Origin of the sequence: Acinetobacter sp. ANC 4173 (genome assembly GCF_004331255.1) — a bacterium.
In the GTDB taxonomy this organism is placed as follows: domain Bacteria; phylum Pseudomonadota; class Gammaproteobacteria; order Pseudomonadales; family Moraxellaceae; genus Acinetobacter.
Map to the genome: position 1 here is coordinate 1 of NZ_SJOF01000027.1, position 24,045 is coordinate 24,045.

General features: G+C 40.3%; 15 protein-coding genes and 4 pseudogenes. 6 read left to right on the top strand and 13 right to left on the bottom strand.

The features are described from left to right. Window positions 1-225: 225 nt before the first annotated feature. The 3 genes and pseudogenes from E0H94_RS18020 to E0H94_RS18035 form a co-directional block, all read right to left on the bottom strand. Complete coding sequence (locus E0H94_RS18020; protein WP_131327745.1) at window positions 226-1,551, bottom strand: ISNCY family transposase; 1,326 nt, start codon at window positions 1,549-1,551, stop codon at window positions 226-228. Window positions 1,552-1,834: 283 nt separating this feature from the next. Then, window positions 1,835-2,971 (bottom strand): annotated as a pseudogene (locus tag E0H94_RS18030) (IS3 family transposase). Window positions 2,972-3,455: 484 nt separating this feature from the next. Then, window positions 3,456-3,830, bottom strand: a complete 375-nt coding sequence (locus tag E0H94_RS18035; RefSeq protein ID WP_227548677.1) for a hypothetical protein — start codon at window positions 3,828-3,830, stop codon at window positions 3,456-3,458. A 96-nt stretch (window positions 3,831-3,926) separates the two neighbouring features. On the opposite strand from E0H94_RS18035, the gene E0H94_RS18040 reads away from it, so the two are divergent. Beyond that, window positions 3,927-4,133, top strand: a complete 207-nt coding sequence (locus E0H94_RS18040; RefSeq protein ID WP_131327746.1) for a helix-turn-helix domain-containing protein — start codon at window positions 3,927-3,929, stop codon at window positions 4,131-4,133. A gap of 347 nt (window positions 4,134-4,480) precedes the next feature. Here E0H94_RS18040 and E0H94_RS18050 read toward each other — a convergent pair. Then, window positions 4,481-5,413 (bottom strand): annotated as a pseudogene (locus E0H94_RS18050) (IS5 family transposase). Between the two features lie 243 nt (window positions 5,414-5,656). Here E0H94_RS18050 and E0H94_RS18055 point away from each other — a divergent pair. Next, entirely contained in the window at window positions 5,657-6,715 is a 1,059-nt protein-coding gene (locus tag E0H94_RS18055; RefSeq protein ID WP_131327747.1) for a GlxA family transcriptional regulator, read from the top strand. Window positions 6,716-6,876: 161 nt separating this feature from the next. Beyond that, the gene (gene yddG, locus E0H94_RS18060) at window positions 6,877-7,812 is read left to right on the top strand and encodes an aromatic amino acid DMT transporter YddG (protein ID WP_131327748.1); all 936 of its coding nucleotides are present in this window, start codon (window positions 6,877-6,879) and stop codon (window positions 7,810-7,812) included. 343 nt (window positions 7,813-8,155) lie between these two features. Here yddG (E0H94_RS18060) and yddG (E0H94_RS18065) read toward each other — a convergent pair whose 3' ends face one another. The 9 genes from yddG (E0H94_RS18065) to E0H94_RS18105 form a co-directional block, all read right to left on the bottom strand. Then, window positions 8,156-9,070: an aromatic amino acid DMT transporter YddG gene (yddG, locus tag E0H94_RS18065; protein WP_131327749.1), complete on the bottom strand. Its 915-nt coding sequence runs from the start codon at window positions 9,068-9,070 to the stop codon at window positions 8,156-8,158. Between the two features lie 36 nt (window positions 9,071-9,106). Next, complete coding sequence (locus E0H94_RS18070) at window positions 9,107-12,544, bottom strand: pyruvate carboxylase (protein WP_131327809.1); 3,438 nt, start codon at window positions 12,542-12,544, stop codon at window positions 9,107-9,109. A gap of 92 nt (window positions 12,545-12,636) precedes the next feature. Next, the gene (locus tag E0H94_RS18075) at window positions 12,637-13,809 is read right to left on the bottom strand and encodes a hypothetical protein (RefSeq protein WP_131327750.1); all 1,173 of its coding nucleotides are present in this window, start codon (window positions 13,807-13,809) and stop codon (window positions 12,637-12,639) included. Between the two features lie 132 nt (window positions 13,810-13,941). After that, the gene (locus E0H94_RS18080) at window positions 13,942-15,447 is read right to left on the bottom strand and encodes an aldehyde dehydrogenase (RefSeq protein ID WP_131327751.1); all 1,506 of its coding nucleotides are present in this window, start codon (window positions 15,445-15,447) and stop codon (window positions 13,942-13,944) included. Further along, window positions 15,447-16,355: a dihydrodipicolinate synthase family protein gene (locus tag E0H94_RS18085; RefSeq protein WP_131327752.1), complete on the bottom strand. Its 909-nt coding sequence runs from the start codon at window positions 16,353-16,355 to the stop codon at window positions 15,447-15,449. The genes E0H94_RS18080 and E0H94_RS18085 overlap by 1 nt, the downstream gene beginning before the upstream one ends. Before the next feature lie 80 nt (window positions 16,356-16,435). Continuing rightward, entirely contained in the window at window positions 16,436-17,767 is a 1,332-nt protein-coding gene (locus E0H94_RS18090; RefSeq protein WP_131327753.1) for an MFS transporter, read from the bottom strand. Between the two features lie 198 nt (window positions 17,768-17,965). Next, window positions 17,966-19,285 (bottom strand): NAD(P)/FAD-dependent oxidoreductase, encoded by a 1,320-nt coding sequence (locus E0H94_RS18095; RefSeq protein WP_131327754.1) that lies wholly within the window; start codon window positions 19,283-19,285, stop codon window positions 17,966-17,968. Between the two features lie 84 nt (window positions 19,286-19,369). Then, entirely contained in the window at window positions 19,370-20,047 is a 678-nt protein-coding gene (locus E0H94_RS18100) for a GntR family transcriptional regulator (protein WP_131327755.1), read from the bottom strand. A gap of 217 nt (window positions 20,048-20,264) precedes the next feature. Beyond that, entirely contained in the window at window positions 20,265-20,972 is a 708-nt protein-coding gene (locus E0H94_RS18105; RefSeq protein ID WP_171462092.1) for an SDR family oxidoreductase, read from the bottom strand. A 379-nt stretch (window positions 20,973-21,351) separates the two neighbouring features. On the opposite strand from E0H94_RS18105, the pseudogene E0H94_RS18110 reads away from it, so the two are divergent. From E0H94_RS18110 to E0H94_RS18120, 3 genes and pseudogenes are all read left to right on the top strand, one after another. After that, window positions 21,352-21,540, top strand: a pseudogene (locus E0H94_RS18110) (Y-family DNA polymerase); the annotation flags it as partial. A gap of 854 nt (window positions 21,541-22,394) precedes the next feature. Further along, a complete protein-coding gene (locus E0H94_RS18115; RefSeq protein WP_131327756.1) occupies window positions 22,395-22,562 on the top strand; it encodes a YhfG family protein in 168 nt (55 codons plus the stop codon). Window positions 22,563-22,748: 186 nt separating this feature from the next. Continuing rightward, window positions 22,749-24,021: pseudogene (locus tag E0H94_RS18120) on the top strand (phage integrase central domain-containing protein). Window positions 24,022-24,045: the final 24 nt, after the last annotated feature.

Sequence of the window (24,045 nt, forward strand, 5' to 3'; positions counted from 1 at the left end):
CCGCCAGTATTGGCGGTTTTTCAATGACAACTTATGTATCGCGTGATGCAATTGACATAAGACTAATAATTTAAATGTCACCTTTCATGTCGTTTCATGACAGATGTTGTGTCGTTTATGACAACTGATGTGTCGTTCAACGAATAAAAACACATTAATTAGGTTTTAACACTGAGTGTTATTCCTAAGTAGAAATGTCCTACCTTAAAACCAAATAGAAATGTCCTATACAGACATTTCCAAGTCAAGCACAGGATTCAGATTTCGTTGTTGAACCGCTGTTTTCTGTGCACGTCTACTTGGCATTCTTTGTGAACGATTTCGTTTATTTTGTTGTTCTAACTCCTCATGCTGCTGTTGAATATGCGCCAGTACAGAACTCAAACGTTTATTCTCAACGATCTCTCGCTGGTTCAGCTGACTTAATTTATCGAAGATGCTGTAATTGATTTTTCGACCCTGATAGGCAATAGCTACCGTACCATCTGGGTATTCTAAAAACTCAAGATATTTGCCAATCAGCCCCTGATTTTCTTCTGTATTTTCGAATATATACACGCATTTATCATAAGTGATCGTTAAGCTGTTGCTGACTCTGCGGGGTTCACGCCAGGTAAAAATATCATCTAATTCCTCAGCGGTTTCAGTGACAGTTCGGTGTAGATCCTTGGGATTAAAAGCCATCTTGGCAAATTTACGATTAAATTGTTCAATAAAGTAGGGCAGCCAGGCATTGGCTTGCTCAATCGAACAGATACCTTCCAGGCGCATCTCCTTAATTAGACGGTCCTGAAGTGTCCTGTTGGCCCGTTCCACACGTCCTTTGGCTTGGGGTGAATTAGCGAAGATGATATCGATATTGAGGGTACTGAGTACGCGTCCAAACTGGGTAATTTTGGTATCTTTCTTGCTGCTTTGATTGACCCTAAAGACTGAATGTTTGTCGCTGTAAAATGCCAATGGTTTACCGTGCTGTTCGACATACAAGCGTGTTGAAATCATATAGTCAAAGGCTGATTCTGATTTACAGAAGCGTAAATGCTGTAATTTGCCTGTGGCATCATCAATAAACACCAGTAGACAGCATTTAGCAGCGCGTCCTTCGAACCAGTCATGGTGAGAGCCGTCGATTTGGATCAATTCACCATAACAATCCCGGTTATAACGAGGCTGATACGGACGTTTCAGGCGCTTGGAGCGAGGAATCCATAAATCGGCTGCAATCATCCAGGAACGCAGGGTTTCCACTGAAATATCAAATCCATGCACGGTGGTTAGCTTTTCATGCGCTAAAGTGGGTCCGAAACCATGGAATTGTTCAGAAACAATATTGAGGCACTTGAGTCGGAGTTGTTCAGAAAGCCTGGAATTGCTGGTTTGGCCACGTGCAGCATGTGCTAATGCAGCTGGACCTTGAGCTTTGTATTTTTGCAATAAGCGTCTGATCTGACGTTCTGAAATATGAAGTAGCTGAGCAGCCTGGGACTGCGTTATGCGTTGATCACAGATTTCTTGCAAGACCGACAATCGTTTAAGTTCTTTATCCGACATAGACACCAACATATCAAACCGTCCGCTTCGATAATCGCAAAAGCGCATATTCTAAAAGCGGACATTTTTACTTTGGAGAAACCGGACATTTCTATTTGGGGCTTACAACTATATTTCGTATAATAGAGATTATGTTAAATGACTTATACCTGATAATAACTTTATATTTATCGTATTAAGAAACCCTTACTTTTTCAGTAAGGGTTTCTTTTCAAATAATTTTCTACACATTCGAAACTAGTATAATATGGACTGCTCCCAGTATCCTAGACATGAGACTGCCTCATTTTAAAGCTGCCTCAAAGGCTTCTGGACTCATCCCATCGAGATGCGAATGACGCCTGATTCGATTGTAAAACATCTCGATATAATCAAACACATCTGCACGGGCCATTTCGCGTGTTTTATAGATCCTCTTTTTAATTCTTTCCTTCTTCAAGCTGCTAAAAAAGGATTCTGCAACAGCATTACCCCAACAGTTTCCTCTACGGCTCATGCTGGGTATTAAGTTATGCTTCTGACAGAATTTCTGCCAGTCTCCACTGCTGTATTGTGAGCCTTGGTCTGAATGTATGATCACAGGTTCATTGGGTCTGCTTCGCCACACTGCCATGAGAAGTGCATCCAAAATGATATCCTTGGCAAGTGTAGGTTTCATTGACCAACCAATAACTTTCCTTGAATATAAATCAAGAACCACAGCCAGATATAACCAGCCTTGCCAGGTGGATGTAGGTAATATCAGTCACCCAAGATGTATCTGGGGTATGTATGGCAAACTCTCGATTTAAGTGATTTGGTAGAACCATTTTAGGACGACCACAGCCATAACTCTTATGCTTTTTATATCCTCGAACAGCTGCAATGCAGTTGTTCTTCATGATCTTCAGCACACGATTAGGCCCGCAGCTTTCACCTAACTCTTTAAGATCCAGCGTGATGCGACGATAACCATAGATACCATAACTGGCCTCATAAGAAGACCGGATCAGTTGTAATAACCGCTTATCTTCAATCGTTCTGCATGATTCAGGTTCATGCAACCAGGCGTAATAGCCAGCACGCGCAATCTTAAGAACCCGACACATCGTTTTAATCTTAAATTGATGGTTGTATTCCAGGATAAACTGATACTTTACTCGGGCAGGCTTGCAAAGTACCTTGCGGCCTTTTTTAAGATATCCCGCTCTTCTTCAGTTTGCTTAAGCTGACTTTTCAGACGAAGGATCTCTTTCTTTGCTTCGAGTAGTTCATGTTCATCAGGGTTGTTGCTTAAAGGCTGTACGGCCTTTAGCCATTTATAAATGCTGTGCTGTGATACACCTAAACGTTCCGCCACATCAGTGACAGAATATCCACGTTCAGTAATCAATTTAACAGCTTCATCTTTAAATTCTGGGGTATATCGTTGTCCACTCATAAGGTTCTCTCCTATGCAAAAAGAATAGACGATATTTGTCTAGGAGAGTGGTGGCAGTCCAATAATCTGAAAAACTGTTCAGAAAATCTCGAGCACCGTCTCTGCTTAAGCTAATCTATTTTCGGCTTGTTTGCGCAGAACGTTAAAAATTAAAGTTAGCCCCAATTGAAACGGTAACTCAGGACCAATGTCGCATCGAATCACTAAGCGTTTCGCGACAGAGGGTAGCTACAGGTATCCCTGACTCTGCTGTTTCAAAATGGATAGATCCAACTTTCAGTAAATTTGGATGTTCTTATACAGAATCGCCTACTGGTATCTTAAGATAAAATTCTACTTTTAGATCCTATTATTTTTGAGGGGGTTTACCCCTGGATTATTTTCCTAAAATACCGTCCATTAGCTTAATGTTGGACTTAAATTTTCGTATATCTTTTTCTAATATTTCTTTAATTTCAATAAAGTATTTCTCTAATGTCTGATCTTAAGAGACTAGGTTATTAATAAAAGTTATGTTCGATTCTAGCTCTTCGATGTCATTTAATAATGATGTTTTTTTGCAAGAGAAAATTTTAGCCAACTGTTCATTTTTATGTCTACTCCTTAACTCTTCTAATCTCGGAGTTTCACTATAGATGAAAGCTTTTTTACTTGATCTAATAGGATCAATTTCCAAATATTGACAATTCAAAAGTACTTTTAGACCTGCGTACAGTTGCCGTTTATATTTTCTAGTTGGGTTAGGCTGATTGAGTTTTATTACCTCCCAAAAATTTTCAGCTTTCCAGTTTAAAATTTTATGATTATCAAAAAGTTCTAAAAACTCATTATACAAAGGCAATTTAACTGAATTTTTCATAATCAAACTTCTATCTGTAAAATTATGAGGATTATAATCCGTGGAGTTGTAGTCATCAATTAGTAATAGTTCTGATTTTTATACTTACACCAAGTTATGTCAGAACTAGCTACCCAAATTGGGATGAAGATCAAATCTATTCGAAAAATAAAGGCTATCTCACAAGAGCGTTTAGCGCTGTTGTGCAATATAGATCGTAGTTACATTGGTCGTATTGAACGTGGAGAAGTGAATTTAACTGTTGAAAAACTATATGAGATTGCTATTGCCTTACAAGTAGATGCAAAGGAATTATTACCCTGAATTTTAACGTTATTACCAGTTATATACCTATTCCGTTTACTTTACAGAGCTAATAACCTGGCCATTGGTCAGACGATTAAAGTAGATGACTCTTACACACGCACTTTTACCACAGCCACCACTAGTCCATTAAATCTTTGTAAGGCACCATCAGAATTAGGTTCAACATAAACCATATCTGTTAGCTTTGGAGTTTTAAAAAGTACCCATGATCATGATGGATACTTTTTCAACAAAATTAGCATTTTATGGTATAACTCAAAGCGAAAGTATGTCCTTCAACAGGAATTGCTAGGGCTTTATTGCATAAACATTAAAAAATTAAAGCTTCCCAAAACTTCTCAAATTTAATAGACAACTCGGGTATGAGGTTTGCCTAAATCCGTAAATTTATTGAGTACTGCTACACGTGCGTGAATCTCATTCACTTAGCTTTGAAAGTTTCTAGCACTAAGTTTATCTCCCAATAATTTGATGCAATATATCTTGGTTTCGACCAAACTTCGGCGATGATAGCCTGACCATTTTTTCCATAGTGTCCTGCCGAAACGTTTAACTGTTCAAAGTAATTCATTTCGCTCTAGCGAATGAACTTTTGTATCTTTCCAAGGTTTAGCATTTTTTCTGGGTGGAAGCACTGCATGTGCTTGCCGATCCGCAATCACGTCTCGACATTGTTTCGTATCATAAGCTCCATCAGTATAAACGGATTCAGTTGGTTCAGCTAGTGGAATCTGATTGAGTAAATCACCGAGCACTTGTGAATCACTGACATTGTTTATGGTGAGCTGAACAGCTCGTATTTGCAAGGTTTTAGCATCCATACCAATATGAAGTTTACACGATTGTCGACGATATTCAGGCTGATGTTTCTTACATTTCCATTCACCTTAACCTAAGAACTTCAAACCAGTAGAGTCAACGAGTTGATAGAGTCCATCACTACTTTTTTGATAGCAAATCGAAATATCAATATGCTTTTGTCTTCTACAAAGCGTAGAGTAATCTGGCGCTATCCAAGTCAAACCACATAACCTAATGAGGCTCTGAACAAAACCTGTGACCATGCGTAAAGAAAGACGAAATGAGAATTTGATCATTAAACAACATTGGATGGCTGTATCGGAATAAGTTTGATTTCATCCTTGTTTACCTCTTGCTTGAGCATACTATTGGGTGGAAGGATCAAACCAAATTGAGAGGTTTCCTCGATTTATTAAAGCACGATTATAAGAAGACCAATTGGTTGTACGATAAATTTTAGGTGTGGGCTTATTCATTTGAGAATATATTGTTGAATAAGTCTTTAACGGTAGGTTTGTGCAACAAAGACTCGTAACCATAATCGTGACAAAAATATTAAATGAACTGTTCAAAAAACCTCTGAATCAGGTCCAACACTCACCCCTATCGAATTGTGAAATTTTATTTATGTGAAACACAGTCCTTTAAAAAATAATATAATTAAAAGATCAACTTTTTAGTCTTATGATATCTTTCCTAAAATCATTGAAGGATCAATTATGAAATCATCAGTTCCCGCCAATAGTTATGATGAATTGCCCCCTTCAAGCGAAATTTTGTCACAAATTAAGCCAGACCTCAGAGTCGCATTTCTCCTATTAGAAAAATTTACTTTAGCGCCAGTTTCAGGTTTTGTAGAAACCTTAAGATTTGCAGCAGACAAATCTTTTAGAAGTTTGCAAATTTACTGTAAATGGGATTGGATGACGTTAACTGATCAATCTGTTACGGCAAGTTGCGGGCTTTCCGTAAACCCTACAACAAAATTTGATCTAGAAGCACTTAAAACAAATTATGACTATGTTGTAGTTGCAGGTGGATTACTGACTGAAACAAGAGATCCATCAGCAACATTATTAGAAGCTTTACTTGCAATTCACGCTGCTAAAGTTCCCATTATTGCCTTGTGTTCTGCCTGCTTTGTGATCGGGAATACAAGTCTATTAAACGGGCGAAAATGTGCTATTCATTTCACCACTCGAGAAGAGTTTTCTAAAAGATTTCCCTTGGTTACAACCGTGATTGATCAAAAGTATGTAGAAGATCATGGCATTTATACCTGTCCAGGCGGAACCGCAATTGATTTAGCGTCGGATTTGATTCGTAATCACTGTGGCGACATTCGTGCGCGTAAAAGTTTAGAATATTTATTGGTAGATGATTCAAAAAATTCTGATCAAACTGAATCATCAATTGATATTGAACACACCAGTAGTTATGACAATACAATTGTTTCTCAAGCAGTTGCTTATATGAACCAAAACTTAAGTGCACATATTACGCTTAATGAAGTTGCTGAGCATGTGAGAACTAATCCGAGACAATTGCATCGTGCTTTCATCGCCAATACTAATGAACCACCAACTGTTTATTGGCGAAGATTAAGACTGGAACATGCTCGTAAACTCTTGGCGAATACCAGCACCTATATCACCAATATTGCGATTGAATGTGGATTTTCCGATGCATCACATTTCATTCTTTGGTTTAAAAAACAATATGGTGAAACACCCTATGCCTATAGAAAGCGTCGCCATGAAGTCGAAAAACTGAAGTAAAGCGGATGAAATAGTAAAAAATTTAGAGGCCCATAATGCTTTAAGCTACACATATATTATGTATTCTGTCTTTTTTATTCTATTTTAAAAACTTATTTTCATTTAGATTTGCCAGCTTATTGAAGCTGCCCCTCCTCTATTTCATTTTCTCTTTTATTTTTATGTCCAAGAATTTAGCAACATGGATAGGTCTAAGTGCCATCTTCATGTGGGCCTCTATGGTCGGTTTAATCAAGCATATTTGTGCCCAAGTAGGTTCAGATCTTGGGATCACTTTAATTTATACCTTCAGTGCATTGATTGTATTTGCTATTTTTAGATTTCCTAATTTTAAGGTTATTTCTAAAAAATATTTGCTCCTTTCGACTGTCCTTTTTATTGCCTATGAATTGTGTTTTTCATTTGCTATCGGATTATCCAAGTCATCACAACAAGCAATTGAAGTCAGTATTGTAAATTATTTATGGCCAAGTTTAACCATCCTAGCCTTTGTTATTTTTAAAGAGCTGAAATTTAATTTCCTTATTATCATAGGCTTATTGTTTTCTATCAGTGGGATTATTTATATCCAGTCTGGTAGTTCGTCTTTTAATTTAGAAAGCATCTTGCATAATTTTCAAACGAATCCAATCAGTTATGTTTTGGCTTTTGCTGGTGCAATTATCTGGGCTTTTTATTGCGTGGTCACCAAAAAACTCAGCCAAGGACAAAATCCAATTTCAATTTTCTTTATTGGTATCGCCTTAATACTGTGGCTAAAGCTCTATCTTGGAAATCAATTGAGCATTCCACATCTTGATTTCACCATGTTCATTTATCTTATTGTTGCTTCCGCTGCGGTGGGACTCGGTTATGCGGCTTGGAATATTGGCATTATTCATGGAAATATTACTGTACTGGTGGTTTCTTCGTATTTCACGCCAGTTATCTCTTCCATCCTAGCGATGCTCATTTTAAAAGCCGAATTATCTACCTCTTTTTGGCAAGGTACGCTTATGGTGACTTTTGGATCTCTATTTTGTTGGATTTCAACCAATTGGAATGCATTTAATCCGATCTTCCGAAAATTGAAAAAGCGATATTTGCAACTCAAATAACTCTAAGTAACTAAGTCTAAAAACTGGATAGTAAATACTATCCAGTTTTGAGTTCATTTTTACCACCTTTTAAAGACTTAATTCAAAGCACTAGCTTCTGCAAGATCTTTAGATTTCGTTTCAGGTGCCCAAGCAATTGATACGATTAAGTCAATTAATCGTTGATGGAATGCATTCAGAGCCACATCTTCTACCGAAATTGTTGTATTTTTGGTTATATTTCCTCAATTATAAGTAAGCCTTACCCAATAAACATTTGAAATATAAATTTATTTCAAAGTTTGATTTCTTTATGAAAATTGGTTAAGGCATTTTCCTTAAAAGTTGAAGTGTCTCAATTTGCCTAATTTTTTACCTCTCCAGTGTTCGGGAGCTTTTTTTGTCTTGTTGCTAACCAACACAAAACTGATCCTAGACAAACCATTGCTGAACCTTGCCAGAATGAAATGGATAATGGAGTTTTCAAGACCAGCGCGGCTAAAGCAGCTGAAAATACTGGAATAAAATAGGATGCACCAGCTAAAACGGTGACATTGCCATGTAAAATTCCGACATTCCATGCCGCATAGCCAAAGCCCATTGCACCTGCTGCCAAAGCCAGATATACGATGGCGTGCAAATCAAAAGTCATTGCTTGACCACCAATAAACAGGTATTTCATCCAGAGCGCACATGCCGTCAGTATGAAGAACAACGTCACGCCATTATTGCCATTTGCAATTCTGGCAGTGACGGTACAGTAGGCGGCCCAAATTAAGGCACCTGTAAAGGCTAGACCATAACTGAGCGGATTGTCCTGAATATTGGCCAACATGCTTGGTAAATCAAAACCTTGTTCCCCTCCTAGCACCCAACAAATTCCTAAGATCGCAATGAGGAAACCAGGGATGACCAATAAATTTGATTTCTGTTGATTGAAAATAATGGCAGAAACCATGGTGAGTGCTGGCCATAAATAATTGACCATACCCACTTCAATGGCTTGTCGATTGGTATTGGCATAACCAATCGACAAAGACAAACAGAGTTCATAAGAAACAAATAAGATGCTTCCCCAAATCAGATATTTCCGAGGAAATTCACTAATTCTGGGAAAGCCTATGCTCATCAAAAGAAATACTGAAGCGACGCTATACATCATTGCAGCACCGCCAGTCGCACCTAAACTCTCACTGACACTACGAATCAGTCCGACAATAGAACTCCATAGCAATACCGCTATGAGTCCGATTAACGTAGCATTTCTTTTCCTGCTCATATCTTCACTTCACTCATCAAATTTATGCCAACTAAACTATTGAATCACAATGACTAAATCCAAGTTTTTAACCTGCTTACCTGGTCCTAACAGCACCTCTTGAACTACACAGTTCTTCTCGGCCTTAATCGCCAGTTCCATCTTCATCGCCTCAATGGTAAACAGGGTTTCACCTTTCGTGATCGATTGCCCTGGCTTCACTGCAACAGTACTGATCATCCCCGGCATGGTGGCACCCACATGCAATGGATTGCTTGGATCAGCTTTTGGATGATTGGCTTTCTCCTCAGTTCCTGCCTGTTTCACCTGGACCAAACGTAGTTGTCCGTTCAATTCAATAAATAAATCAATCAGGCCATTTTTCGGCTCGGAACGTCCCAACAGTTTAATTTCGAGTGTCTTTCCTGCTTCTAACTCGACCGAGATCTCCTGTTGTTCTTTTAAGCCATAGAAGAATGCCGAAGAGGGAATGCTAGACACGGTGCCGTATTTGAGTTGGTGTTGCATAAACTCTTTAAACACTTTGGGATACATCAGGTAAGATGCCAATTGCTGTTCGCTGATCGGTTGGTCGTAGATTTCAGTCAGCATGGCTTGCTGAGACTCTAAATCCACCGCAGGTAAAATCGCCCCTGGTCGATCACTCAAAGGCTGTGCACCCTTCAGCACTTTTTGTTGTAGCTCTTTCGGGAAACCATGCGCAGGTGTACCGAGTTCACCTTTAAACAGGGATACCACAGATTCTGGGAAATCAATTTCGAGTTTCTGGTTATGAATATCTTCGGGCTTGAGGTTGTTTGACACCATATATAATGCCATATCACCGACCACCTTCGAGGTAGGTGTGACTTTAACGATGTCACCAAACATTAGATTTACTTCTGCGTAGGCATCCGACACTTCCGACCAGCGTTCTTCAATCCCCATGGAGCGGGCTTGTTCACGTAAATTGGTATATTGGCCACCCGGCATTTCATGGTGATAAACATCGGCTGTACCTGAGCGCATTTCGGCTTCGAAGGGCGCATAAATCTGACGGACATCTTCCCAATACGTGGATAGTTGTTGCAGATGGTGGGGATTGAGTCCGGTGTCCCGATCGGTATTCTGCAAAGCAGCCACGATGGAGCCCATACTTGGTTGTGAGGTCAAGCCACTCATGGCATCCATAGCAGTGTCTACCGCATCCACGCCGGCATCGATGGCGGCCAGCACACTCGCTGCTGCAATCCCGCTGGTGTCATGGGTATGGAAGTGTATTGGTAAACCCGTTTCTTCTTTTAAGGCTTTGACCAAGGCATGTGCCGCAGCGGGCTTACAGATGCCTGCCATATCCTTAATCGCCAGAATATTGGCACCCGCTTTTTGCAATTGTTTCGCCATATCCACGTAGTAATTCAGGTTATAGCGACGGCTCTGATCAAAGAGATCACTGGTATAACAGATGGCAGTTTCACACAGCATGCCTGATTCACGCACCGCATCAATGGCGACGCGCATGTTGTCTACGGCATTCAGGGAATCAAATACACGGAACAGGTCGATGCCCCCTGCCGCTGCCTGAGCGATGAAATGACGCACCACATTGTCTGGGTAGTTGGTATAACCCACTGCATTGGATGAGCGCAGCAGCATCTGGAATAAGATATTCGGGACTGCTTCACGCAATTTGGCTAAACGTTCCCAAGGGTCTTCCTTTAAGAAACGCATGGAGACATCAAAGGTCGCGCCACCCCAGCATTCCATGGAGAACAGTTCACTGGCCATCTGTGAGTAATATGGGGCGATGGCCAACATATCTTCTGTACGCATACGCGTTGCAAATAGAGATTGATGTGCATCGCGCATGGTGGTGTCGGTAATCAACACGCGTTTCTGATCCCGCATCCATGTTGTAAAACCTTCAGCACCGAGTAACTTAAATTGGTCTCGTGTGCCAGTTGCTGGCGGCTGGGTCAGATCAAACTTTGGGGTGGCGACCACAGTCGGAACCGTTGCTGGGATGTGACGCCCTTTCATTTCAGGCTGACCATTCACGGTAATGTCACCGAGAAAGTCGAGTAGTTTGGTCGCGCGATCCTGTTTTGGTTTTATGTCAAATAGTTCACTGACTGTATCAATAAATTTGGTGGTGCATTGACCGGAAGTGAATAAGGGATGGGTAATCACATTTTCAAGGAAGGCCAGATTATTGGATACGCCACGAATGCGGAACTCGCGTAAGGCACGTAGCATACGGGCATTGGCTTCTTCACGACTGGCTCCACGCACCGTGACTTTGGCCAATAAGGAGTCGTAATAAGGCTTGATCACCGCACCGGTATAAGCGGTACCGCTGTCGACACGTACCCCAAAGCCTGTGGCACTGCGGAAGGCGGTTAAGCGTCCGTAGTCTGGCATAAAGCCATTTTTAGGGTCTTCTGTGGTGAGTCGGCATTGTAAGGCGTGACCGAGTAATTTGATGTGTTCTTGCTGGGGAATGAAGCTGGTACCATCGCCCACCTGTGCACCTTCAGTCACCCGAATTTGTGCCTTCATAATATCGATGCCCGTGATTTCTTCGGTGACGGTATGTTCGACCTGAATCCGTGGATTCACTTCAATGAAGTAGAATTGTTCTGTCACCGCATCCATCAGGAATTCAACCGTTCCTGCATGGGTATAATCCACCGCACGGGCGAGTCGGAGTGCCGCTTCACACAATGCTGCTCGTTGTGCCTCAGATAAATATGGGGCGGGTGCACGCTCAACTACTTTTTGGTTGCGGCGTTGAACGGTACAATCGCGTTCAAATAAATGCACCAAGTTGCCGTGAGTATCCCCGAGAATCTGGACTTCGACATGGCGGGCATTGCGAATCAGTTTCTCTAGATATACTTCATCATTGCCAAAGGCGGATTTGGCTTCACGACGTGCAACATTTATCGCATCTTCCAGCTCATGTTCATGCTCGACCACGCGCATGCCGCGACCACCGCCACCCCAGCTGGCTTTGAGCATCAGTGGATAACCGACTTCTGCTGCCAGTAACTGGCTTTGTTCAAGATCCAACGGTAAGGCTTTGGTTGCAGGGATGACAGGCACATTGGCTTGAATGGCCACATTGCGAGCCATAACTTTATTGCCTAATTGGCGCATCACCTCGGGCTTGGGTCCAATAAATTGGATGCCTGCTGCTGCACAAGCTTCGGCAAACTCTGGGTTCTCAGATAAGAAGCCGTAACCTGGATGAATCGCATCAACGCCAGCTTCAAGTGCTATGCGAATAATATCTTGGATGCCTAAATAGGCAGCAATGGGTTTTTTCCCTGCGCCTACGCAATAGGCTTCATCGGATTTAAAGCGATGTAGTGCCGATTTATCTTCTTCTGCATAAATTGCAACAGTACGGATGCCCATTTCTGTGGCTGCACGCATCACGCGAATGGCGATTTCACCACGGTTCGCAACAAGGAGTTTACGTATTGATTTCATCATTTAAACACTTATTAATCTCCTCAAATAGTCCGTACAGAACTATTTGAGGGTATGGTAAATAAAGAATGCCGATTGAATTGCCTTGTGCTTTAGAAGTTGTAAACCAGCATCAAGTTCAGCAGCTTATTCCACTTGCCGTCATCGCCAGCAGCCAAGGAATCACTGGTTCCACCCACAAATGGGTCATTTTTGCCCATTACATATTCAGTGTATAAAGAGACATTTTTGTAATCCCATGCCACACCGACGATGTTTCGCTGAGAATCCTCAAAGCCCGATTGTTTTTTGTTAAAACCACTGAATACAGCATACGGGGTGATATTCAGTGGACCTTTAACTTCCTTAAAGGTGTAACTGGTGTCTACGGTATAGAAGAAACCTTTGTTGGCAACATCATATTCCGCATCGAATGAACCTGTGGTTGAGCTGTGCGGACTAGCTGCATCCTTATTGGTGAGCTTCTGCTCACCACCTGTCAGTACCACATTTAAATTTTTGTAGTTAATACGGTTAAACACGGCCCATGTATTTCGATTTCCATCAGCAGATGTCTTTTTATTTTCAATATCTGAATACCAGTAGCTTCCACCAACTGATACTTTTAAATCGTCAGTACTTAAAAACTTAAGATCCTGATCAACTCGCGCCATCCACATGTTTTTTTCATTTAGGTCGGTTTTTAACGGATCTGATGAACTGACGACATTCGCCGTATAACGCGCAGAATCTTTACTGGTTCCGTGGTAGTTGCCACCGTCAGTTGCGAAATAGGCTAAATCCACTTTGGTAGAGGATGGTAGTTCAAAGTGATAGTTCACGCCTAAATCTAAAGCATCTTGCAGGCCCATGGTATTGTTAATACCTGCATAGAAACTGCTATCCCAGTAACGCCCCGGTCCAAAAAGAATCGGTTGCAAACCAACGGTAATATTATCGGTTGGATTGAGTTTATAGCCTGCATAAGCTTGGACTAAAGTTGAAAAATCACAGAACGTATCATATTGATAACAACGGTATTGTAATTTGCCAAACCAGTCTGGTGATTCATAAGCTACATTTAAAATTGCTGCATCGAACTTAATCTTTTGGTCAGAAGCAGACTCGCCATAATGTTTATCTTGATAATTAGCACGGACTGCTCCAGAGATGGTTAATGCACCCAAATCACTGTTTGGATCACCAATCGTTACCCCTGCCATCGTTGGTAGCGAGATCACCGCCGAAACTAGACCAATTCCTGTCTTGAGATATAATTTATTCATTTTACATTCCCTGATTTCAATGAATTTTGACAAAATCTCTCTGTTCAAAAACGTTTATGTTTTTGAATATTAAGTAGTGAGTTTGAAATACCCTTGAATCTCATGATCCAAGGGATTTTTTACTGTTAGACCTTAGTGAAGGTCTGGTTCTGTAACATCAATCCAAATGGTTTTTAACTCTGTGTATTGATCGTGTGCCCAAATAGACTTGTCACGTCCACCAAATCCAGATTCCTTATAACCACCAAATGGCGTAGTAATATCACCCTCACCAAAACAGTTCACGGTGACTACACCAGCTCGAATTGCACGTGAAAGTTTAATCGCGTGGCGTAAGTTACTGGTATATACCGACCCAGCCAGACCGTAAACAGAGTCGTTGGCAAGTGCAATCGCTTCTTCGATGGTGTTAAATGTAGTTACTGAAAGAATTGGACCAAAAACCTCTTCTTTGAATAACGTATCTTGAGCACCAATTCCATCGACCACAGTCGGTTCAACAAACATGTCTTGTTCGGTATTACCACCAAAGACAATGTGCTGTTTTTCCGCTTTAGCTTGTTCAATATAAGATTTTACTTTCTCAAAATGAGTGCGACTGACCAAAGAACCGAGCTTATTGTTAGGATCTAGCGGATTACCCATTTTCCAGTCATTCAAATGCAGACCAATCAGACCTAACAATTCATCTTTGACATCGGTATGGACAATTAAGCGTGAAGAGGCTGAGCAGTTCTCGCCCATGTTCCAGAATGCACCGTTCACAATATGCTGTGCAACTTGGTCTAAATCTTCAACATCATTCATGACCACAGCAGGGTTTTTACCACCACATTCCAATACTATGCGTTTCAGATTTGATTCTGCTGCATAGTTTAAGAATAGACGTCCAGTTTCAGTTGAACCTGTAAAGCTGACCATGGCAACATCCATGTGTTTACCTAATGGCTCACCCACTTCACGACCACCGCCTGGAAGAATATTAAAGACCCCAGCAGGAATACCCGCTTCAGCTGCAAGCTCTGCAACACGGAGTGCCGTTAAGGTGGTTTCTTTGGCTGGTTTGATCACAACTGAACAACCTGCAGCTAAAGAAGGTGCAATTTTCCATGCCAACATGAGCAATGGGAAATTCCATGGTAGGACTAAACCGACAACACCAATTGCTTCTCGAACCACCAATGACAAGGCATTTGAACTGACTGGTGCAGTGCTGTCATAAATTTTGTCAATCAGTTCAGCATGCCAACGAATCGTATGAATCATCTCTGGCACGTCTGTTAATTGGCATTCGCTGACAGGTTTACCACTGTCCAAACTTTCCATTACAGCAAGTTCAACTGTGTTTGCTTCAAGTAAATCAGCAAATTTTAGTAAAGTGTGCTTACGCTCATTGGGAGATAACTTGTGCCAGCGACCATCTTCAAATGCCGCCTTGGCTGCAGCTACAGCAATGTCGACATCTTGTGAATTACACGCTGTAATCTCTGCTAGTAATTCACCCGTTGCTGGATTCGTGGTCTGGAATGTACGACCAGTGACTGATGCTTGAAACTGACCATCAATATATGCAAGGGTCTGAAATTTCAGATTCTGAGCAATGGCAGTATATTCCGCTGTTGTCAAAAGCGCAGACATTAAGCACCTCCTGTGATTGCTGCAACATCTTGTTTAAGCTGCTGTACAATCTCTGCAAATGCTTGTTTTTTCTCTTCTGGTAAAGCTTGTAGCGGAGCACGAACACTGCCCGTGCGTAAGCCATTTAATTCACAGCCGTATTTAATACACTGAATGAAGTGACCAGTTTCAAGATAATCCATCAATGGCATCATCGCAGCCATAATACGACGACCTTTATCAAAGTCTTTTTCAATGACACATGCTTCATATAATGCGATATGTTCTTTAGGTACAAAGTTTGAACCTGCACATACCCAGCTACGTGCGCCCCAAGCAAAGAATTCTAATGCTTGGTCATCCCAACCACATGAAATGTTCAAGTTTGGATAGTTACGCGCCAACATATGTAACTGGTTCATATCACCAGAACTTTCTTTTAAACCGACAAAGTTTTTCGATTGTGCAAATACCGTATCAAAGAACTCCTTGCCCATGCTCACACCCATACGCGCTGGATAGTTATAGAACATGATGGGTAAATCTGCCGCTTGATCAATTGTTAAAGCATGAGCTGCAACTTCTTGTTCAGTTGGTAATGCATAAGGTGGAATAGTGACTAAAATACTGTCTGCTTTAATTTCTTTAGCAACTTTTGCATATTCAACTGCATCTTCAGTTCGAATCGCACCAGTACCAAGCATTAAAGGTACACGTGAGCCAATCACCTCTTTCGCATATTTTGCCAAGTCATAACGCTCTTGAGCGGTATGTGCATAATATTCACCTGTGGTTGCTGCCACGATAATGCCGTGTACTTTTGCATCGATTAAATATTCTAAAACTTCTGCAAAAGCAGCGTTATCAATTGAACCATCAGCAGCTAAAGGCGTGATTGCTGGTGTATAAATACCTTCAAAAAATGTCATGATATTTTCTCCGTTTTAAAGTGTGTTAATGGTTGCCATAATCAATTGAGAGACTGAGATCATGGCAACACGATCCATTGTTAATTTTTCAAAGCAGTTGCTTGTTCCAAGTTCAACCCTTTGGTTTCTGGCGCTGTGAGAATAGAAACTATCAAGCCAAGTAAAGTGACACCTGCTGCGACATACATGGTATTACCAATACCAATCGTGTCTAATGACATCGGCACTAACCATGTACCGACTGCTGCACCGATGCGAGAGAATGAAGTTGCCATACCGACACCAATGGCACGCATTTCAGTTGGGAACAGTTCATTTGGATAGACCAATTCCAACACTTGTGCCCCACCAATTAACACCGCATAAGTACAGAACAAGACCAACACTAGCAGTGGTGAAGCATCCGCGAATGCACCTAAACCAAGCAATGCCAAACCTGACCATAAGAAGCTATGAATAACCATTTTACGGCGACCCATGCTGTTGATGAGTTTGGTTGCAAGCACACAACCCACCACAAACATCAAGGTAATCATTACTGAACCATATTCCGCCCATGAGCCTTTTAGATTCATTGCATCTAAAACACGAGGTGCAAAGGAATACACGGCAAATACAGGAATCACCGCACACATCCAAAACATCGAACAGAAAAATACGCGTTTGCCGTAGCCTAGAGCCAAAATTTCTTTAAGCGATAAACTCTTGACTGCTTGCTGAACAGGCACATTAGCAAGTGAAAATGATGGTCCATATACCTGTTTAATAATGACTTCTGCTTCAGCAGTACGACCTTTACTGATGAGCCAGCGTGGTGATTCTGGTGTACCAACACGAATGATAATCAAGATCAGACCAATCACGGCTGGGCTAGCAAACACCCAACGCCAAGCATCAGTAATATCCATCTTTAAAATCATATTACCAAACAGGTAAGCCAACATCGCACCTGCAAACCACATGATCGTGAGCATCGCTAAACGAGGTCCACGTTCTTTGGTCGGCAAGAACTCTGTGAGCAATGAACCGCCAGCAGCGTACTCAAATCCCACTGCAATACCAATCACAAAACGACATAAAAACAATGCCATTTCCGACTCAACCCAAAGTTGAGCCACCGAACATAAAACAAATAATGTAGGGGCAATAAAATATAATTTCTTGCGACCCGTCAAATCAGCGAGCCAGCCACCTAAAAAACCACCAAAAAACATGCCGAACAGCGCGGATGCCGCAATCATGCCTTGCCAAAAGTTAGATAACTGTAAATGTGCAGCGGCTTGCATCAATGCAACACCAATAATACTTAGAACATAACCATCCAGTAGCCAGCCGCCACCTGTACGAATACTCAATAACTGATGAAATCCTTTTACGGGTACATCATCAATTGACATATGATTCGTTGTCATTTTTTTCTCCAATACTCGTCCACCAAAGTGGATGTGTTTCCTACACGTTTATGAAATCTAGAGGTGAACAAACCCTACAAAATTAACCCACTAATTTTGTGTTTTTAAAACTTATGAAGTCGTTTGAAGCGAGTAACTTAACCAGTAATCTCTAACGGGTTCAGTCCATTCATAAACTGAGTTTATTCACCATACGAATTAACTTTCTAAACCAGCTTGTCTTTGCCCCCACCATAGCGTTGCATTGACGCCAATAGAGAGAAATGGTTCTGGAGGCAACTTATTTGGTCCAGAGGTATCTAAAAGAAAATCTATCAGATCATTTTTTTGACCCGCGATCCAATCGGCAAGTAATGTACCTGTTACAGTGCCACGCGTGATGCCTAAACCGTTGCAACATAAAGCACCGTATACATTTGGTGCTAATTGACCGAAGAAACCTTTATGATTTTGAGAAAGTGCAAGGGAGCCACTCCATGTATATTCAAAATCCACTTTAGGTAACATTGGAAAGCGTCTTTCGAATGAACGGTTATGTCGATGAACAAACTTATCTAAACAATGCTGTTTAGGGCGTCCATTCGGATTGAAGCTAAAGCTATTACGAATAAGAATTCGGTTGTCATGTGTACGACGTACCGTACTTCCATATGGATCAGCAGGAATAACGCCCCAGAATGACTTACCACCCAGTTGAGCTTGCTCTTCTTCAGTTAAAGGTCGTGTCATGCTGGCATAAAGAAAAACAGGTAACATGGTATGTTTTAAAAAACCAAAACGTTGACCAAAGGCATTATTTGCAAGGATGAGTTTATCGGCTGTAATTTGTCCATCTTGATGTTTTAAAACAACCTTCTCACCATATTCTACTTCCGTGATTGGGGTATTTTCATAGAGTGTGACATTAGATGGTAAACTGTCTGCAAGTCCTTTGACTAAAGCTGAAGGTTGCAGCAAGATCGTACCTGGAGTAAAGAGACCGCGTTTATAGAACGATGTCCCAATATGTTCAGGTAAATCCTGTCCACTGATAACTTCATAAGGTTGGCCAAGTTTATCTAATCCGCGTTGATAGGCATCTAAAACAGCAATACCTTTATTTTCTACAGCGGCTTGATACTTGCCACTCGCACGCATATGACAATCAATCCCATTTTCTTCAACAATATTACGAAGAATAGATTGCCCTAACAAATTAAGCTTTAGAGTAGATTTAGCAATTTCTATATCACCAATATAATCTTCTGCGCCAATGTCATGAGGTAAATCAATTGCAAAACCTGCATTTCGTCCTGCTGTACCAAAGCCAACTTCCTGAGCTTCAATCAGAATCACTTCATCATTAGGAAAGTTAAGGGCCAATTGTCTTGCTGCGGCTAAGCCTGTATAACCTGCGCCGACGATAGCCCAGCGTGCAGTGCTGTTGCCACGATGGCTCGGCTTAGCTTGTCGTTTATTGCTTAAATGATACCAGGCACACTGTTTATCATCGGCTGGGAGTGCTGTTACTTTTGTCATTTCATTAAACTCCATTTATATCTTCCGCTCACTCACCTTTCCTATGAGCAAAAAATTTCTAAAATCCTGCTTTCAATTTTTTATTTAATAACTCAGTGGAACTTCTATTCCTGCTGGTACTACATATTCAGTCATACGTCGACGAGATAAATCCAAATGGATACGTACAATCTCACCTGCAATCGCTACATCATGTTGTTCAATGGCTTGAATAATTTGCTCGTGTTGAATCACAGCGGCATCCAAATCTTGCTGCATGTCATCTGAAGTGGGTTGCTTGTAGAAGATCTTGCCTAATCGTGCGTGATCAATTAACAATCTTTCCAAACTTGGCATTAGGTAAGCGTTATCCGCAATTTTGCCTATTTCGAGATGAAATAAATTGTTATAGTAAACGCGTCCTTCCAAGTCGTTATTATCTATCGCTTCTCGGAACTGCTTTTGAATCTGCTTGAGTTGCTCTATATCTGTTTTGCTGGCATTAATTGCTGCCAATTGCGTTGTTGCAATATAAATGAGTGGTGCAGCCAGAAAGAAATTTCTTAATGAGTGATGACTCATAGATGAAACGCGAACAGGTCTGTTCGGTTCTAATTCAAGATAGCCTTCAGCCGCCATTTGTCTGATCAGTTCACGGACAGGAGGTCGAGATAAACCGAATTCTTCACTTAAAGTGACTTCGTCTAAAACAGCTCCTGGCGCTAATTCCATACTGATAATACGGCGCTTTAATGTTTCAGCTAAAAGTGCTTTTTTGTCCATGAACTCCCTCTCCTCGATTTCACTCTTTGTTCAAGAGTGAGAACCCTGTATACAGATTGTCTATTCTGTATTTTTTAAAATAATACAATCTGTATACAGATGGATGAGATAATGAATCGGACAGAAAATATAATATTTCTACATGTCTAAAACAGGGGTTGATCGGACTGATTTATCCTAATTGTCTAAACAGAATTTCTAGATGTGGGCTGTAGGATCACCACGCCATTTCATTACCCTGAAAATCAATAAACTGTTGTTCAGTCTTTCCAAGAAAGCCTTCTATCACGCGTACAATTCCTGTGGTGCTCTCTTTAACAGTGACAGGTGCATGACTTCCCCCCATTTCAGTTTGAACCCAACCTGGATGTAAATTCAGGACACCGATTTGTGCTGGAATTGCCTCATTTTGTGCAAAACCACGGGTAATACTGTTCAGCGCAGCCTTACTGGCACGATACAACTCCATACTGCCATCATCGTTTAAAGCAATACTGCCCATACGTGAGCTCATAAACGCAATCACGCTGTTTACTTTCATTAGAGGGAGAAATTTTCTAGCAATTGTTACAGGTGCAATGCTATTGACCCAAAACAGATTTGCAATTTCATTTGGCGTACAATGCTCAACGCGTTGATGTTCTGGTCCTGAAATACCCGCAGAAACCAAGAGTAGATCAAAGGAATGCTCAGGATACTTGCTGATGATGCTATTGGCAGTTTGCACATGGCTTAAATCTAATTCAGCCAATTCCAGTTTGTCTGGATGCTCTGAAAGCAGTTGATTCAGATCGGCAGGCACTTGTGTTGTATCTCGAATAGTCGCGATTACACTCCAATGCTGATTAAGTAACTCACGAACCAGTCCTAAACCAATTCCTCTTGAAGCACCTACTACAAGTGCACGCTGATTTTCTTTAATCATAAATGTACCTATTCATTATATATTTCATGGTGTAAGAATCATCTTACAGGTGAATGTCATTCTGGGAATAATCAAGTAATTCAGCATAATTTATATCAATGACTATTACTAAGGTTAGTTAATTTTTTTCAGATTCAATGACAAGCTTAATCAATATACCTTTGATTTATCTATTATATTTTTAATTCTCACCCAAATATTCTCTCTGGAAGAGCGGCCTCCAACAAACTCGATATGGTTCACTCACCGATATAGTTGGATATTTGGGTATAGACATTTCTATAGAAAATTTAGTTTTTTAATTTACTATGAAAATTAAGAATAAGATTATTATTATCAATTACTTAAAAACATACATATCATATTAACAAACTCTTAGATTGATGAATATTTACTAAAACTTACTGCCTATGAGCACCTATTTTACCTCACAGAATATGTGCAAGACATCAGAACTAAAGCCTTTCGATGCTTAGGTCTACCCTGCTACATTGGGATCGGTCGATCAAAAACCGAAGCAAAAATTGCCAATCATTTCGCCAAGAAAAAGAAGTTTTTTGGTGGCATGTATATTGGAGTAAATTTTGTTGTAATACATGCAAAAGATCAAAAAGTGATGGCGTTTGATCAGCGTTTGAGTTCGATTCCGTTAATATCAAATCCATAAGCATGACTATTTCCAGTAAATGAAATACCTAATCCCTGCTCAATTGGTCCACTAGGAGCAGGTGCAGCTAGTCAACCACGAACAAGAAAGTGCGCCAAACTTCTCCAGTAATTTACATTTACTTATAAACAGAGAAAATTTTTAAACAATCCTTTTCTCAATTTGCTTAGGCTATTGAATCCAGAGTTCATCTTCTTACATGATTTTTAACATTAAATTGAATATAACCAGTGGATTAACATTTTTTTGTTAGAGTCTACAACTCTTTGAAAACTAAATTTAACGCTTCGCTCAGGCGCATTCCGATTAATTGGATAATTTTGTTTGTCTAAGCATAGATGGTTTCCTAGGATTGGCTCTAAAGACCTTTCCTTTGTATTAGCATCATGCAACGTCTCCTCTAGGACACTTCGGGTTTCTTGCCAATAACATAGCGTTCGCTCTTCTTTATTCTTTTTTATTCAAACGTTCAACTTGTTTACTTCTTCTCTTCTTTTAATCCAACAACATCAACTCAGACGTAATGGAATTTCATTTATCAACCCAATTTATTCAAAATCACAACTCTCAATAAAAACAGAGAGTTTTCTTGTTAAATGTGATCTAAATTTTAGAAATTCTTTCACTTTTTTTAGTTTTCTGTTGTACCTAGAATGATACAGTTTCGTTCTATTTTGAAACATTGGGTATGAAGCATGGATCAAAAAGATTCTCTGCTATACTTACTTCACATGTAGGATCAATGGAGTTGAGAAATGCTCAGAACCACTGAACAGAAAAAAATATATATTCAAGCGACACGTGCGCAAAATTATAAGGCCTGTCTAAGGCTCGAGGGGATTACAGCGGCTGCCCAAACAACTCAACAGAGTAAAGCTGAAATCTTGCAAAAATATAACAAGTTTTCACAACCTGAATATTAGTCAGGTGCATGTATGGATAAATAGGGGGAAATGGGTGTCCGTCTAACAGTAGTCCTAAGCAATCCCAGATAATATTATAAACATATATTTTTCAATTATTTAATATTTTCATTGTCCTAAGCCATCTTGCCCAATCCTATCATTTCCAGTATTTTATGAGGGGTAGATTATGGGGTAAATAAGAGCATGCCAAAAAAATCAAAAGAGCTATCTGCACTTAGTGTAGCAAAAATTAAAACGACTGGTCGACATTCTGTAGGTGGCGTTGATGGCTTATGTCTAAATGTCGAGGGTAATTCCCGTGTCTAGATTTTGCGTGCTGTCGTGGATAAACGTCTGGATAAAGATGGAAAGTTAAAACCTCACCGCCATGATATTGGTATTGGTCCCTACCCGGAAGTTTCATTAGCTGAAGCCCGTGCTAAAGCAACAGAATTAAGAATACAAATTCGAAATGGCATTGATCCAATTGCGCATAAACAGGAACAACTTATCAAAGCTACATATCCAGAAACTACGTGACAAAACATTCATTGAGTGTGCAAAAGTTGTTATAGCAAATAAAACCCGTGAACTCAAAAATGAAAAACATATTGGTCAATGGACTTCTACATTAGAAACCTATATTTACCCAACTTTAGGTGATATTAGTATTGGCACCATTACTAAAGTTGATATTGCCGAAGTTCTTAGGCCTATCTGGATTGAAAAAAATGAAACAGCCAGACGTATTCGTGGTCGTATAGAAACCATTTTCGATTATGCCAAGGCTATGGGATATTTTGTGGGTGATAACCCAGCCGAATGGAATGGTAATCTTGAGCCAATCTTAGGTAATTTAAAGCAGGAATCACGCCCTCACCCATCTTTACCTTATGATCAGGTCGCTGAGTTTATCCAGCATTTAAGGCAGAAAAAAGGTATTTCACCTAAAGCTCTTGAATTTGCAATTTTAACTGCATGTCGGTCTGGTGAGATTTTTGGAGCTAAATGGCAGGAAATTAATTTTAAGAGTAAGGTCTGGATTATCCCCAAAGAACGTATGAAAGCAGAAAAAGAACATCGTGTTCCTTTGTCTCAAGAGGCAATTGCGTTGCTTGAATCAATTAAACCATATACTCAACTACAAGATTTTATCTTTCCTGCACCCCGTGGCGGTGGCATGCTTTCAGATATGTCTTTAACAACATTCATCAAAAGAATGCATGAACAAAAGTTTAAAGAAAATGGTATCGGATATATTGATCCAAAACAAAATCGAGTGATTACTACACACGGTTTCCGCTCTACAATCCGTGACTGGTCAGCAGACAAAACTGATTACCCTCGTGAGGTCTGTGAACATGTACTTGCCTATAAGTTACCAGATGAAGTGGAAGCTGCTTACTTACGTGGAGCATATCTTGAAAAAAGAAAAAATTTGATGGCTGATTGGGCTAAGTTTTGTACTAGAAATTAACTAATTTTTTAAAATATAATCTCT

Excerpts from the sequence above, each read along its gene's own strand:
- E0H94_RS18020 (WP_131327745.1), bottom strand. The coding sequence starts at position 1,551 with ATGTCGGATAAAGAACTTAAACGATTGTCGGTCTTGCAAGAAATCTGT.
- E0H94_RS18035 (WP_227548677.1), bottom strand. The coding sequence starts at position 3,830 with ATGAAAAATTCAGTTAAATTGCCTTTGTATAATGAGTTTTTAGAACTT.
- E0H94_RS18040 (WP_131327746.1), top strand. The coding sequence starts at position 3,927 with ATGTCAGAACTAGCTACCCAAATTGGGATGAAGATCAAATCTATTCGA.
- E0H94_RS18055 (WP_131327747.1), top strand. The coding sequence starts at position 5,657 with ATGAAATCATCAGTTCCCGCCAATAGTTATGATGAATTGCCCCCTTCA.
- yddG (WP_131327748.1), top strand. The coding sequence starts at position 6,877 with ATGTCCAAGAATTTAGCAACATGGATAGGTCTAAGTGCCATCTTCATG.
- yddG (WP_131327749.1), bottom strand. The coding sequence starts at position 9,070 with ATGAGCAGGAAAAGAAATGCTACGTTAATCGGACTCATAGCGGTATTG.
- E0H94_RS18070 (WP_131327809.1), bottom strand. The coding sequence starts at position 12,544 with ATGAAATCAATACGTAAACTCCTTGTTGCGAACCGTGGTGAAATCGCC.
- E0H94_RS18075 (WP_131327750.1), bottom strand. The coding sequence starts at position 13,809 with ATGAATAAATTATATCTCAAGACAGGAATTGGTCTAGTTTCGGCGGTG.
- E0H94_RS18080 (WP_131327751.1), bottom strand. The coding sequence starts at position 15,447 with ATGTCTGCGCTTTTGACAACAGCGGAATATACTGCCATTGCTCAGAAT.
- E0H94_RS18085 (WP_131327752.1), bottom strand. The coding sequence starts at position 16,355 with ATGACATTTTTTGAAGGTATTTATACACCAGCAATCACGCCTTTAGCT.
- E0H94_RS18090 (WP_131327753.1), bottom strand. The coding sequence starts at position 17,767 with ATGACAACGAATCATATGTCAATTGATGATGTACCCGTAAAAGGATTT.
- E0H94_RS18095 (WP_131327754.1), bottom strand. The coding sequence starts at position 19,285 with ATGACAAAAGTAACAGCACTCCCAGCCGATGATAAACAGTGTGCCTGG.
- E0H94_RS18100 (WP_131327755.1), bottom strand. The coding sequence starts at position 20,047 with ATGGACAAAAAAGCACTTTTAGCTGAAACATTAAAGCGCCGTATTATC.
- E0H94_RS18105 (WP_171462092.1), bottom strand. The coding sequence starts at position 20,972 with ATGATTAAAGAAAATCAGCGTGCACTTGTAGTAGGTGCTTCAAGAGGA.
- E0H94_RS18115 (WP_131327756.1), top strand. The coding sequence starts at position 22,395 with ATGCTCAGAACCACTGAACAGAAAAAAATATATATTCAAGCGACACGT.